General features: G+C 64.3%; 8 protein-coding genes and 1 pseudogene. 3 read left to right on the top strand and 6 right to left on the bottom strand.

Annotation, left to right across the window (positions count from 1 at the left end):
- Positions 1–426 precede the first annotated feature (426 nt).
- A complete protein-coding gene (locus tag M1B34_RS32725) occupies positions 427–1,917 on the top strand; it encodes an aldehyde dehydrogenase family protein (RefSeq protein WP_268267343.1) in 1,491 nt (496 codons plus the stop codon).
- A 223-nt stretch (positions 1,918–2,140) separates the two neighbouring features.
- Positions 2,141–4,042, top strand: coding sequence for an amidohydrolase (locus M1B34_RS32720; RefSeq protein WP_268267342.1), 1,902 nt, complete (start codon positions 2,141–2,143; stop codon positions 4,040–4,042).
- A 484-nt stretch (positions 4,043–4,526) separates the two neighbouring features.
- Here the strand turns inward: M1B34_RS32720 and qhpG are convergent, their stop codons facing one another.
- The 5 genes and pseudogenes from qhpG to M1B34_RS32695 all read right to left on the bottom strand — a co-directional run bounded on the left by qhpG (position 4,527) and on the right by M1B34_RS32695 (position 11,148).
- Positions 4,527–5,840, bottom strand: a complete 1,314-nt coding sequence (gene qhpG, locus M1B34_RS32715) for a flavin-dependent monooxygenase QhpG (protein WP_268267341.1) — start codon at positions 5,838–5,840, stop codon at positions 4,527–4,529.
- A pseudogene (qhpE, locus tag M1B34_RS32710) lies at positions 5,828–6,515 on the bottom strand (subtilisin-like serine protease QhpE). Before qhpE ends, qhpG begins: the two are co-directional and overlap by 13 nt.
- The gene (locus M1B34_RS32705) at positions 6,505–8,223 is read right to left on the bottom strand and encodes an ABC transporter ATP-binding protein (RefSeq protein WP_268267340.1); all 1,719 of its coding nucleotides are present in this window, start codon (positions 8,221–8,223) and stop codon (positions 6,505–6,507) included. Before M1B34_RS32705 ends, qhpE begins: the two are co-directional and overlap by 11 nt.
- Positions 8,223–10,127, bottom strand: coding sequence for a sigma-54-dependent Fis family transcriptional regulator (locus tag M1B34_RS32700; protein ID WP_268267339.1), 1,905 nt, complete (start codon positions 10,125–10,127; stop codon positions 8,223–8,225). Before M1B34_RS32700 ends, M1B34_RS32705 begins: the two co-directional genes overlap by 1 nt.
- Positions 10,128–10,392: 265 nt before the next feature.
- Entirely contained in the window at positions 10,393–11,148 is a 756-nt protein-coding gene (locus tag M1B34_RS32695; protein ID WP_268267338.1) for a class II aldolase/adducin family protein, read from the bottom strand.
- 240 nt (positions 11,149–11,388) lie between these two features.
- On the opposite strand from M1B34_RS32695, the gene M1B34_RS32690 reads away from it, so the two are divergent.
- A complete protein-coding gene (locus tag M1B34_RS32690; RefSeq protein WP_268267337.1) occupies positions 11,389–12,387 on the top strand; it encodes a LysR family transcriptional regulator in 999 nt (332 codons plus the stop codon).
- A gap of 1 nt (position 12,388) precedes the next feature.
- Here the strand turns inward: M1B34_RS32690 and mrdA are convergent, their stop codons facing one another.
- Positions 12,389–14,284, bottom strand: coding sequence for a penicillin-binding protein 2 (mrdA, locus tag M1B34_RS32685; protein WP_268267336.1), 1,896 nt, complete (start codon positions 14,282–14,284; stop codon positions 12,389–12,391).
- Between the last annotated feature and the right edge of the window lie 172 nt (positions 14,285–14,456).

Genomic DNA, 14,456 nt, shown 5'->3' with positions numbered 1-14,456 from the left:
GGCCAGGCTGCTGCTCGGCGGCCGGCCAGGCCCCCAGGCACAACCGGCCAGCAAGGTGAACAAGGCCAGGACGGGCCCACGGTGAATTGGCATGACAGCGACTCTCCTTTTCGACGCGCCCACTTTAGGGAGCGCCCTGGCCGACCGTCTCCCGTGAACTCCCTATTGATTAGCGCGAAATGGACATTTGCAGCGCCCCCCAACCTGCGCACCGAATCCCCCACTGCATTGCCCCTTGGGTCGCCCCCTGACGGCATCCAACCTGAGAATCCGTCTCAAGCCTGTCGCAGTTTGCGACCTGTGCGCTCACGCCCGTCGCGCTGTCGGGCCAGCCACACCGTGCAAACCGGCACTCTGCGGTGCGCGTCGAGGATTGGCACAGCCATTGCGAAAGCCCTGGCCTCACGCACAACAAGAGGTCCAGTCATGGCCATCGCATCCCTGCTTCCCGCCACCACGGCATTTATCCAACGCGCCCCGCGCATGCTGATCGGCGCCGAATGGGTCGAGGCCGCCGACGGCCAGACCATGCCCCTGCGCAACCCCGCCACCGGCGAACAGCTGTGCCTGGTGCCCCGGGCCACAGTGGATGATGTCGACCGCGCGGTACTGGCGGCGCGCCGGGCCTTCGACGACTCCGCCTGGAGCCGCACCCGTCCCCGGGAACGGCAGAACCTGCTGTGGAAACTCGCCGACCTGATGCAGCGCGATGCCGAGCTGCTGGCTCAGTTGGAATGCCTGAACAACGGCAAGAGCGCCGCCGTGGCCCAGGTCATGGATGTGCAGTTGTCCATCGACTTCCTGCGCTACATGGCCGGCTGGGCGACCAAGATCGAAGGGGCCAGCGTCGACGTGTCCCTGCCGCTGATGCCCAACGACCAGTTCCACAGCTTTATCCGCCGCGAGGCGGTGGGCGTGGTGGGCGCCATCGTCGCCTGGAACTTCCCCCTGCTGCTGGCCTGCTGGAAGCTCGGCCCGGCCCTGGCCACCGGCTGCACGGTGGTGCTCAAGCCCGCCGACGAGACCCCGCTGAGTGCGTTGAAACTGGCCGAACTGGTGCAGGAAGCCGGCTACCCCGAAGGCGTGTTCAACGTGGTGACCGGCACCGGTATCACCGCCGGTAGCGCCCTGACCCATAACCCCCTGGTGGACAAGCTGACCTTCACCGGCTCCACGGCGGTGGGCAAGGAAATCGGCAAGATCGCCATGGACTCCATGACCCGGGTAACCCTGGAGCTGGGGGGCAAATCACCGACCATCGTCATGGCCGATGCCGACCTCGACAGCGCTGCGGCGGGGGCCGCCAGTGCGATTTTCTTCAACCAGGGTCAAGTGTGCTGCGCCGGCTCGCGCCTGTACGTGCAGCGCAAACACTTCGACCGGGTGGTGGGCGACATCGCCAACATCGCCAATGCCATGAAACTCGGCAACGGCCTGGACAGCAGCGTGGACATGGGCCCGCTGATTTCCGCGCGGCAGCAGGAACGGGTCTACCGCTACATTGAAATGGGCCGCGAAAGCGGCGCCACCCTGGCCTGCGGCGGCGAGCAATTCGGCCCGGGCTACTTCGTCAAACCCACGGTGATTGTCGACGTCGACCAGAAGCACTCCCTGGTCCAGGAAGAGATCTTCGGTCCGGTGCTGGTGGCGATCCCCTTTGACGACGAAGCCGATGCCCTGCGCATGGCCAACGACAGCCCCTACGGTTTGGGAGCGAGCATCTGGTCCAATGACCTGGCCGCCGTGCACCGGATGATTCCAAAGATCAAATCCGGTTCGGTGTGGGTCAACTGCCACAGCGCCCTGGACCCGGCCCTGCCCTTTGGCGGCTACAAGATGTCTGGGGTCGGCCGGGAAATGGGCTACGCGGCGATCGAGCATTACACCGAGCTGAAGTCGGTGCTGATCAAACTCTAAGCCGTGACAACGATGAGCCGCGACAACTCGGTGTAGAGACATTCCGCCGGGCCAGGTGCGTCGCCCGTGATCCGACGTACCTGGCCCGGCATCCCTCGGCAATTGACCCACTCCCGGCGAAAACCGCTGCTACGCTGAGCGCGAGCCGTTTCGCCACCTGGCATCAGGACCTGGCTCATTAACCCACAAGGCCTCAAACCACCGAAAACCTGAGGAAAGCATCATGGGATCAAAAGGAAATGATCACGATTACGTCCAGTGCGGTTGCCACAACCCCGTCTGGGACGCCTTGAAGGACAGCCTCAACCCCGCCAGCCACACCCCCCACCCGACACACCGCGCGCAGGACCTGGGACAGGAGCCAAGTGGCGAGTCCATCGTGTTTTACGCGGGCACCATCTACCCCCTGCGCGACGGCAACATGGATGAACGGGTCGAAGCCCTGGGCATCCATGCCGGCGACGTGGTCGCCTCAGGCACCCTGGCCAGCGTCGAAGCGCGCATGCAAGCCCTGGGCATTGACTACGACAAGCAGCCATTGAACGGTAAAACCCTGTTGCCCGGGCTGATCGAGCCCCATGCCCACATCGTGCAAAGCTGCGCCATGGACGGCTGGCTGAACCTGGGGGCGATTGACACCGACAACCCGGACGAGCACAAGAACCAACGGCTGCGCCCCACTTACAACTGGGACTGGCTGACCCACACCATCCAGAGCAACCTGCCCCAGGACAGCTCGAGCTGGATCCTCGGGCACATGGTCGACCCGGCGCTGATGCCCTTTGAGGTAGTCCCCGGAGGCCTGAACAAACTGATTACCCTGCACTGCGGCCCCGGCGACGACATCGGCAACCTGGACACCATCGACAAGCAGCACCCGATGCTGCTGATCAGCGCGTCTATGCACACCGCCTACCTGAACACCGCGGCAAGCGATGCGGTGTTTGAAAAAACCGGCATCCGCGCCAAGGACGGCGTCCTGCAGGAGGGGGACGTCGCCGTCGCGATTAAATCCATTCCCCTCAAACAGCAACTGGAAATGCTGAACATCTTCAAGCGCATCGACCACTACTTCGACACGGCGGCCCGACGCGGCATTACGTTGCTGTATGACGCGATGATGGAGCCCGTGGCGAAGCTGGTATTGGACATCTACTTCCTGACCCACCCGAGAAGGCTGCGCATCGGTTACGCCGCCGCTTGCACAGGCACGGCCGAAAGCATTCAACAGCTGCCGCCCTACCGCCCCGCCAGTCGGGAAGAAGCCAAACGGATCTATCAAGGCTCGGTCAAGCTGGTGTCGGACGGCTCCAACCAAGGCCTGACGGGCTACCAATCCACGGACTACTGCTGCCAGACCACGCGCCCGGTGGGCAACTTCAATTTCTGTGACGAGGACACTACCCCGCTGGAAACACCCAAGGCTTACCAGAACGTGGTGCGCAGTGCCCTCGACACCGGCTGGCCATTGATGATCCACGCCAACGGCGACCGGGCCATCGAGTTCACCCTGCAAGCCTATGAGGAAGCCTTGCAGGGCCAGAGCGGCCTGGAAAAACGCCATCGCATCGAGCACTGCTCGCTGCTGACCCCGTCAACCCTCGCCACCATGCAGCGCCTGGGCGTGTCGCCGAGCTTCCTGATTGGTCATGTCGGGTACTGGGGCTACGCCTTCAAGCAGGCGATTTTCGAAAAGCGCGCCGAAACGATGCTCGACCTGTGCCAGTCGGCCCTGGAACAACAACTGAAGATCACCCTGCACAGCGACTGCACGGTGACACCACTGGGGCCCCTGCGCTCGATGGAACAGGCGGTGACCCGCAAGATGGAAGGCATCCGTGATGCCAGCCAGCAGTTTGTCCAGGACCCTCGGCTGCAACCGATCCTCAACGAAGGCGAGTGCCTGACCCGCAAACAGGCCTTGAAGGCCATCACCTACGACGCGGCCTGGCAGTGCCATGCCGAGCGTTGGACCGGGTCGTTGCAGGATCAGAACTTCGCCGATTTTGTGATCCTCGAGCAGGACCCACTGGACGAAAAAGTCCCGGCCACTGCCATCAGGGACATCAAGATCTGCGAAACCTGGAAAGGCGGCCACCGGGTGTACCTCAATACCGGTGACTGACCGCTGGCCGTTGCAAATCGGGGGGATAGTTGAACCCCGGCTTGTCGGCGGGGCGGCCCTGGGCCTTGCGTTGGCCTTGGGGCGTTATCGCTGGCAAGCCAGCTCCTACAAAGGGTGAGATGGGGTGACGTTGCGGCCCGGTCTTCCCGGATCTTGTAGGAGCCGGCTCGCCGGAGAGGCGGCCTTGGGCCTGGCGTTGTACTTGTGGGCGCTATCGCTGGCAAGCCAGCTCCTACAAGGGGTGAGGTGGGGTGACGTTGCGGCCCGTTCTTCGCGGATTTTGTAGGAGCCGGCTTGTCGGCGAGGCGGCCTTGGGCCTGGCGTTGGCCTTGGGGGCGCTATCGCTGGCAAGCCAGCTCCTACAAAGTGGGATGGGGTGACGTTGCGGCCCGGTCTTCACGGATCTTGTAGGAGCCGGCTTGCCGGCGAGGCGGCCTTGGGCCTGGCGTTGGCCTTGGGGGCACTATCGCTGGCAAGCCAGCTCCTACCCAGGGGGGCGGTAGCCTTGGCCTAGCAGCCAGCCGCGTACGGCGCGGTCTTGTTCCGGACTCAGGCCGGCCAGGGCTTGGGCGGGTGATTGTTGCTGCAGCCGACGCAACAGGGGCGCCAGCTCAACGCCCTGCACGTGCCAGACACCCAAGGGTTGGTCCGGGGTGATCACCACCTCGGCTTCGTCCACCAGGCCATCACGCAACACCGGGGCACGCTCGATGCGCAAGGACGCGAAATCCACCGCAGCATGCGCCAGCTCCTGGTCCGGCCATTGTCGCCGAGCCTGCCAAAACGGCTGCTCTGACCACCGTTGCTCGTCGGCGTAAAAATCCCGGCCGATGCGGGCAAAACGCAAAAACAGCTGCCGCACCCGGGCCTCATGAAAACGTCGCGCCAGGGCCGCCCGTTCCGGCCTTTGCAGCAAGGTGTTAATCACCGCCGGCGCCTGCAGGGCCGAAGACAGGGACTGGAACATGCCATTGCCCGACAGCGGGTCCACCGCCATCGCCGCATCGCCGACTCGCAACCAGTGATCGCCGCACACCTGAGGACTGAGAATCGCTGTGCTGCTGCGGGCATGCAGGTGCAACTCGTGCTCGTCGCCGCCGGCAAAAAAATCCTGGGTCATGGCGCAGTCACGACGGCGCTTGCGACAGTACTCAAGCAACTGCGCCTTGCCCGGGAGTGTGGCGCTGGCCACGTCCACCGTGAGCTGCCAATAACACTGGCCGTCCTGCCGCCGCGCCATCCAGGCCCAACCGTCGCGCAGGCTGTGCACGGCACTCGCCGCACTGCCAGTGGGGCCCTGCCAACGATTGAGCAGGCTGACGGTTTCCGGCCCACGCAGGCCCGCCCCGGCACTCCTGCCCAAGGCCGGGGCCTGGCGCCCACGGGCGTCCACCAGAAATGCGCCCCGCACCTCGTCCTGGCCTTCTACCCGCACGCGATGCCCTCCTCCGCTGGCGTCCACCGCCACTACCCGGCCGGCAATCAGCCGCACCCCGGCCAGGACCAGGGCCTCGCGCAGGGCTCGGTCGAAGGTCGGGCGGTCCAGCAGGTATTCGATGTTCTGCGCATGGCTCTCGCCGTTCCACGCCACCTGCCGCTGCGAGGCCTGCAAAGCATCGCCCAAGGCCTGCTCCAAGCCCGCACCGCGCAAGGCTTCGAGGACCCGCACGGACACCCCTTCCAAAGCCGGAAAGCGCCGCCAGTCACTGATCAGGGTCACCGGGTAATCGAGGCGGCGCAGGCCCAGGGCCACAGCGGCGCCGGCCGGGCCCGCCCCTAGAATGATTACGGGCTGCATGCGGGCTGTCGCCGTTCAGGACCTTGGTAAGCCGCGTTGTCCCGCAGCCACTGGCTGACTTGCAAGTTGCCGGCGCCGGGGTGAGCGTCCAGGTAGGCGGCGATGTGCCCGCTCAACGCCGCGCACCCCAGGCTGGCCCCGGACTGGCCGGGCTGGCTGCCGCGCACACAGGCGGCGAAATCCGCCTGGGAAGTGTCCAGCCAGGACCACTGATCGACACTGCAGCGAGCGTCCCCGGTCACCCGCAGCACGCCCGGGTAAAGGGCCGGGTACACACCCTCGCCCTGGGCCGGGCTCGATGCGCACAGCAGCACCCCACGGGCCACCGCTGCAGCGCAAGCTTCGCGTAACAGGCTGCGGTCCTGGCGCAGGCCGAGGCTGAGGTTGATCAGGCGCACGTCCTGCTCCAGCAACCAGTGGATGGCGGCGGCGATTTGCAGGGCACTGGTGACCCCGCGCTGGTCGAACACCTGGGCCATGTAGATCGAGGCTCGGGGCGCGCGGCGGTCGATGGCCTCGATAATGGCCGTGCCGTGTCCCAAGGGGTCGAACTGCAACTCGGCCTCGCCCAATCCCTCGACTTCCAGGTAAAAAACGTCGGCCGCCGCGCACCCGCCCCTGCTGCGCCGGCGAGTGCCCGCTGTCGACAACCCCGACCCGCAACTCAGGCGTCATGGGGCACCGGGAATGAACGCAACACGCCGTCCACCAGTTCGAAGCGCAGGTCGGCGTCGGCCAGTGTGGAGGGGCGATGGCTGATCAAGATGCGGGTGCGCCCGGCAAACAGCCGGTCGATGGCCTCGATCACTTCGCGCTCGGTGCTTTCATCCACCGCGGACGTGGCTTCGTCCATCACCAGAATCAACGGGTCCTGAAGCAAGGCGCGGGCGATAGCGATGCGTTGTTTCTGGCCGCCGGAAAGTTGCTGGCCGCGCTCGCCCAAGGGGCTGTCCAGGCCTTCGGGCAGGGAGGCGATCAGGCTGTCCAACTTGGCCAGGCGCGCCACTTCGGCCACGGCTTCGCGGCTGGCGTGGGGGCAGCTGTAGGCCAGGTTGTCGGCCAGGCTGCCACGGAACAGCACGATGTCCTGGCTGACCACGGCAATGCGCCGCCGCAGTTCAAACAGGTCGAGCTGGCGCAGATCAATGCCGTCCAACAGCACCTGGCCGGCCTGCGGGTCGTGATGGCGTTGCAACAGGTCGATCAGGGTCGATTTGCCCACCCCGGAGGCACCGCTCAGGGCGACTTTCAAACCATAGGGAATCTGCGCTTCGATGCCCCGCAAGGTCACTGCGCGCCCCGGGTGGGCAAAGTGCACGCCGTGAAAGCTCAAGTGGCCGGTGTTCGGCATCGGCTGCACCACGGCGGGCGAGGTCACGCTCGGCGCTTCGCCCCGCAACTCCATGACCCGACCCAGGCTCACGGTCATGCGCTGGATCGCCACGTACAGCCCCAGCAGGCTCTGCACCGGCCCCACGGCCATGCCCAGGTAGGTGGAAAAGGCGATCAGCGCCCCCAGTTGCCAGGTGCCCTGGACCACCCAATAGCCGCCAATCAGAAAAGCGCAGGCCCGGGACAGCGAGGTCAAGGTGCCGGGCACCGCCTGGGTGAAGAACTCGGTGACTTGCAGGCGCAGCAACTGGCTCATGTAGCCCTGCCCCAACTGCTCCAGGCGCCGGGCTTCACGCTGCTGCTGGCCGGCGCTCTGGATGAACTTCATCACCGGCAGGGTCTCGACCATGAACGACGACATATCCGCCGAACGCTCGCGCAACTGGCGCACATCCCGTTCGACCTTGCGCCGCATCCAGCGCAGCCAGAGCACGTCCAGGGGAATCAATACCAGCGCCAGCAGCGACAGCTTCCAGGACAGGGTCAACAGCATGGCCAGGGCCACCACCAGGCCGATCACGCTGGACACTGCGGAGAACAGCGAATCCACGGCAAAGCGCTGGATCTCGGCGACGTCGCCATCCAGGCGTGACATCAGGTCACCGATGCGCCGCTGGCCGTAGAAACCCGGCGACAGGGTTTGCAAGTGCCGATACAGATCGTCCCGCAGGGCAAAGAGGATGCGCCCGGACAGGCGCGTGTGCAGGTAGCGATTGACGCCCGACAAGGCGGTGCCGAGCAACCCGGCGAGGATCATCAGCCCGGCGATCAGCACCAGCATGGAGAAGTTGCGCGCCAGCAAGCCGTCGTCGATCAGCAACTTGGTCAACCAGGGCTGCACCAGCACCAGCGACGAGGCGCAGACCGACAGCCCCAACAGCCCGGCGATCGCCAGGCGCTGGGGTCGGACAAAGCCGTACAGCCACTGCAAGGCCGCTTGCAACGCTTCGGGATTGGGGCTGTCCACCAGCCGACCGATAAGCCGCCGCATCAACTGCGCAACTGTTTGAGCTTGCGATAAAGGGTCGCGCGGCTGATGCCCAGGGCGTCGGCGGCGGCCGAGACGTTGCCCTGGTGGTTGTCCAGGGACTGACGGATCAGTTCCAGTTCATTCTCGCGGATGCTGCCGCTGTGGGGCCGCTCGCTGGCGTTGAGCTCGTCGAGCATGCTGTCGGGCAGGTGCTCCAGGCTCAGGGCCACCTCCCCCGCCTCGCGCATGGCCAGGGCGGTGCGCAGGACCATTTCCAACTGACGGATGTTGCCCGGCCAGTGATAGGCCGCCAGCAAGCGGCGCAGGTTGTCTTCCAGGGGCACGCCGGGGCTGCCGAGGCGGGCCAGCAGGCTGCCCACCAGTTCGCTGAAATCCTCGCGCTCGCGCAGGGCCGGGAGCATCACGCTGATGCCGTTGACGCGGTAGAACAGGTCCTCGCGAAAGGCTTTGTCTTCCACTTGCTGCTTGAGGTCGCGGTGGGTGGCGCAGATCAGCGCCACGTCGATGTCCTGCTCTTCGCCTGCGCCGAGGGGCGCCACTTTGCGATCCTGCAAGACCCGCAGTAAACGCGCTTGCAGGGCCAGGGGCATGTCGCCGATTTCATCGAGAAACAGAGTGCCGCCATGGGCTTGTTGCAGGCGCCCGATCATCCCACCCCGCCGCGAGCCGGTGAAGGCGCCTTCGCGGTAGCCGAAGAGTTCCGACTCGATCAGGCCTTCGGGAATGGCCGCGCAATTGACTGCGATAAAGGGTTTGTCGGCGCGGCTGCCGGCCATGTGCAAGGCCCGGGCGATGACCTCCTTACCGGTGCCGGTTTCCCCTAGCAACAGCACCGGCAAGGCATTGGCCAGCCCTTGGCGGGCCATGCGCAGGGCTCGGGCGTAACGGCTGTTGCTGCCGGCCAGGCTCTCCAGTGACGGCGCGGCCGGGGTGGTTTTGGGCGTACTGCGGGGCATGCTGCTGACATTGATCGAACGCTGAGGCGCGCGCACCGCCTTGTAGAACAACTCACCCTTGGCGGTCTGCAAGCTACCGACACCGCCGGGCTGCAGGCGGGCCAGCAATTGCAGGCTGTCGACGCCGAGAAACTCCTCGCAACGCCGGCCCACCAGAGATTCACGGGGGGCATGCAGCAGTTGGCAGGCCTGGGTGCTGACCGCGAGGATCTGCCCGCCCAAGCTCAACGCCACCAGACCCTGCCACGGGGATTCGAGGTACTGCCGGCGGCTGTGGAAGGCGAGAACGATCTGCTCCGGGTAGCTGGCGTTGAACACACGGCTTTCGATCTGGCTGACCGCCATGGACAACAACGCGGAGCTGTCTTGGGCTCGGCCCAGGGGGCCTTCGCGGGTCAGGTCGAGCACGCCGAGGATGTCACCTTGAGGGCAATAGATCGGCACCGAGGTGCAGGAAAAGTGGCTCAGGCGATCCAGGTAATGTTCGCCACAGTCGATCTGGGTCGGCCGGGCTTCCACCAGGGCCGTGCCGAGGGCGTTGGTGCCGCGGGTGGCCTCGCTCCAGCAGGCACCCAGGGTGATGTCCTGCACGCCGCTGCCCTTGAGCCGGTCGGCTCGGCCTTCCAGCGCCAGGATGGTGGCGTCGGAGTTGGCGAGGATGATCAGCCCGTCCTTGCCCTGGCGCTCGGCCAGGTAATCAATGGCCGGCATGGCCGCATCCAGCAACAAACGGTTGCTGGCCAGCAACACATCGAGGCTGTCCCGGGACTCCAGGGCCAGCTCGGTTTGCGCGCTGACGTGCACACCATGGCTGAGGCTGCGCCGCCATGACGCATCGATTTCCGCACGCAGCACCCCATCGGGGACTTCGCCTTCCAGGTGGAGCTTTTCCCGGGCCAGCCGGGCTTCGTGTAACGGCTCACCCTTTGTTGTTTTTATAAGAGTCATCAAGCGCTCCGAATCGGTCCGCCCATTACCTCCCCGGACCACTCCCTTGGCGCGCGGGGCGCGCAAGCCAAGGCCAATGTCTACACCCGGTTCAGATGGCAGTAAAGGGAAGTTTGACCCGATGTTTCGGGTGTACTGTCGTCCCTCAGGCAAAACCTGCGCCAAGCCAATCGGCACCCGGAGCATCTTGACGTTAACGTCAAGCGAATGGCAAGCCCCGTTTGCGACGCGGCGTGCCTGGGCAGGTATTGATTGGCGTGCGGCGTCAGGACAGGTAGGAGGCCCGCTGGTCTTCGATCAGGGTCAGGGCCGCGTCCCAGGCCAACTGGATCAGGTCATCGGCGTCATCGTCCTCGAACTGCTCGGCGGTGTGGGCGCAGACTTCGGGCGACGGGTAATGCAGCTCCGAGCCGCCAGACAGCGCCTGGACCTGAGCCTGGCAGGCCCGTTCGAGAAAGTGGATCTCGTGGAAGGCATGGGCCACGCTGGCGCCACCCACCAGCAGGCCGTGATTGCGCAGGATCATCGCCTTGTGCGGCCCCAGGTCAGCCACCAGGCGCTCGCGCTCATCCAGGGACAAGGCAATGCCTTCATAGGTGTGGTAAGCCAACTTGCCGTAGAACTTCAGTGCATGCTGGCTGATGGGCAACAAACCCTGCTTTTGCGCAGCCACTGCCATACCAGCGGCGGTGTGGGTGTGGATTACACAGTGCAGGTCCTCGCGCGCCTGGTGGATCGCCGAGTGGATGACAAACCCCGCAGCATTGACCCGATGGCCGCTGTAATGGGGGTCGACCGTACGCCCTTGCTGGTCGATACGCACCAGATCGCTGGCACGCATCCGCTCGAACAGCACGCCGTAGCGGTTGATCAGGAAGTGCTCCTCGGGCCCAGGGATGCGCAAGGTGATGTGGGTATCGATCAGGTCGGTCATGCGAAAGTGCGCCACCAGCCGGTACAGCGCGGCCAGCTCGCAACGGGCTTGCCACTCGACCGGGCTCATGTGTTCGAGTTTGCTCACGACTGCACCTCTCAGGCAAGGATGATGGGATGGGCGGGCCTTGTCGGCGTCTCCGGTTCCCACCCGAAGCCAGCCATCCGCTCTTGGGATAATGGTTGCTATCAGGGGATTGGGAGCGGACGCCAGGCTTGATCCACCGGCGCTCTCGGGCGCTTGTGGGCTTTATCGCCGCCATGCCAGGATTAGTCAATTTTCGAATTCTTATCTTTACTATTAGCCAGGCTACTGCCAGGAATTCACATGCCCCTCTCCCTACCGCCTTCCACGCCACCCTCCACAGCCTGGGACGGCCGGCGCTTTCTCAATGACCGCCTGGACTGGAACCTGCTGCGCACCTTTCTGGTGATCGGCCAGGAAGGCAGCATCAGTCGCGCCGCCGCTCGCCTGCACCTCACCCAGTCGGCGGTCAGCCAGGCCCTCAAGCGCCTGGAAGAGCACTTGGACGCCTGCTTGATTGCCCGCAGCGGCAGGCGTTTCGAACTGACGCAGACCGGTGAGGAGGTGCTGCGCATCGCGGCGGATATCTATGGCGACGTGTCACGCCTGGGCACGGTGCTGGCCAGCCGCCAGGATGACCTGACGGGCAAGGTGCGGATCCTCATCAGCAGCGGCGTGCAGGCTCGGCACTACGATGAGTTTCTCGCCGACTTTCATCAGAACCACCCGCAGATCGAGTTTGAGGTCGAGGTGCTGGGCAGTTCGAGCATCATCAGTTCCCTGCTGCAAAAGACCGCGACCCTCGGCATCGGCCCGTGTCGCCTGCCCCAGCCGCGCCTGGAACAACGGGTGCTGTTTCGCGAGCGCTATGCCTATTTCTGCGGCCCGCGCCATCACCTGTTCGGCCAGCAGAACCTGAGCCTGGCGCAATTGGCCACAGAAAATTTCGTCAGTTTCACCAGCGACCAGTTGGGCGGCAACCTCCCGCCCTTGACCCTGTTCCGCGAGCAACAGGGGTTCACCGGCAAGATCATTGCCTCGTCCACCAGCTTCGAAGAAATCTATCGGTTGGTCAGCGCCGGTTTAGGCATCGGTTGCCTGCCAACCCACCTGGTGCAACGGGAAGTCGAACAAGGGCTGTTGTGGCGTTTGCCGCCGGAGGAAGGGGTGGTGGATTTCGACCTCAAGCTGCTGTGGAACCGCGAGCAGAAGATGACCCAGGCCGAAACGGCTTTTCTGCAAGGCCTTCAGCACATGCTCAACCGGCGTGAGCATGTACTGGGGAGCCCGTTGTTGATGTGACTCAGACGTGGGGGGCGCCTGGCGCCTTGCTGCTGGGGCTGGCGTATTGCGGCTTCAGGTGGCCGTCCTGGTCCAGTAGCCAGGCGTCCATGATCTGCCGCACCACGGGGCCGGCCACGCGACCACCGGCCTCGCCGTTTTCGATCATCACCGAGATCACGATCTGCGGATGCTCGGCCGGGGCAAAACCGACGAACAAGGCGTTGTCGCGATTGCGCTCGCGGGTCTTGAGGCGGTTGTAACGTTCCCCCTGCTTGATCGCCACCACCTGGGCGGTACCACTTTTACCGGCGATACGGTATTGCGCACCGGCCGCACTGGCGCGAGCGATGCCACGAGGGTCGTGCATGACCATCTGCATCCCGTGATTGACCTGTTCCCAGTCACGCGGGTCCTTGAGCAGGATATTCGGCATCGGGTGCTCATCCACCGGCGCCACTCCATCCACAGTCTTGGCCAAGTGCGGACGGTTCCACACGCCCTTATTGGCGATCAACGCAGTGGCTTGGGCCAGCTGCAACGGCGTGACCTGCATGTAACCCTGGCCGATGCCGAGGATCACCGTCTCGCCAGGGAACCATGGCTGACGCCGGGTGGCGCGCTTCCAGGCCTGGGAAGGCATCAAGCCGGCAGACTCTTCGAACATGTCCAGGGAGACCTTCTCGCCCAGACCGAACATGGCCATGTAGTCGTGCAGGCGGTCGATGCCCAGCTTGTGGGCCAGGTCGTAAAAGTAGGTGTCGTTGGACCGCATGATGGCGGCGTCCATGTCCACCCAACCGTCGCCGCTGTGGTTCCAGTTACGGTACTTGTGATCGAAGTCGGGCAGTTGGTAGTAGCCCGGATCGAATACTCGCGTGGAGGCCGTGACCACGCCGCTGTCGAGACCGGCGATGGCCACTTCCGGCTTGATGGTCGAGCCCGGTGCATAGAGGCCGCGCAGCACACGGTTGAACAGCGGACGGTCAATGGAGTCGTGCAGCGCCGCGTATTCCTTGAAGCTGATACCGGTGACGAACAGGTTGGGGTCGAAACTCGGTTTGCTGACCATCGCCAACACTTCGCCGGTGGCCGGATCCAGCGCCACCACCGACCCACGGCGATCACCCAAGGCCTCTTCTGCGGCCTCCTGGAGCTTCACGTCGAGGCTCAGGACAATGTTTTTGCCTGGTACCGGATCGGTGTGCTTGAGCACCCGCATCACCCGGCCCTGGGCGTTGGTTTCCACCTCTTCATAGCCGACGTGACCGTGCAGCTCAGACTCGTAGAACTTCTCGATACCGGTCTTGCCGATGGACTGGGTGCCGCGGTACTCCACAGAGTCGAGGCTCTTGGCTTCTTTCTCGTTGATCCGCCCGACGTAGCCGATGGAGTGGGCAAAGTGCGCACCCATGGGGTAATGGCGCACGAACTGCGCTTCAACGTCCAGGCCCGGTAGGCGGTATTCGTTGACCGCCAAGACGGCGATCTGCTCTTCAGTCAACTCGTAGAACAGCGTGACCGGGACGAAAGGATGGCGGGCCTGCTTCATTTCCTTGTCGAACAGCGCGCGATCTTCCGCCGGCAGATGCAGCAGGTTGATCACCTCGTCCAACTCGCCCTTGAGATCGGTGGTGCGTTCACGGGTGATGGTCAGGTTGAAGCTGGGCCGGTTATCGGCAAGCACCACCCCATTGCGGTCGTAGATCAGGCCGCGGGTTGGGGTGATCGGCAGTACATGGACACGATTGTTTTCAGAGACGGTGGAGTGATAGTCGAATTCCACCACCTGCAAGAAATACAGGCGACCGACCAGGGTACAGGTCACGGCAACCACTAACATCGCGCAGGCCAGCAGCCGTTTGTTGACCAGGCGGGTTTCTTTCTCGTGATCCTTTATCGGGATGGGTTCGGGCATTGCTACAGCTTCTCGTTAAATAAAAGGTCAGCGCCGATCCGTGCGAGTGAACTCTAAGTCCATTAAAAAACGAGCTGCACCATACCAAAAACCACCCAAGAGGTTTGACGCGATTACCCCAGGAGCGGATCAACGGATAAATTTTTTCTCGCGGACAAACAAAACCCCAACT

Origin of the sequence: Pseudomonas morbosilactucae, assembly GCF_023241715.1 — a bacterium.
GTDB classification, from domain to species: Bacteria; Pseudomonadota; Gammaproteobacteria; order Pseudomonadales; family Pseudomonadaceae; genus Aquipseudomonas; species Aquipseudomonas morbosilactucae.
Note: the sequence above shows the minus strand (reverse complement) of the source record. Positions and strands in the feature narration are given on the sequence as shown.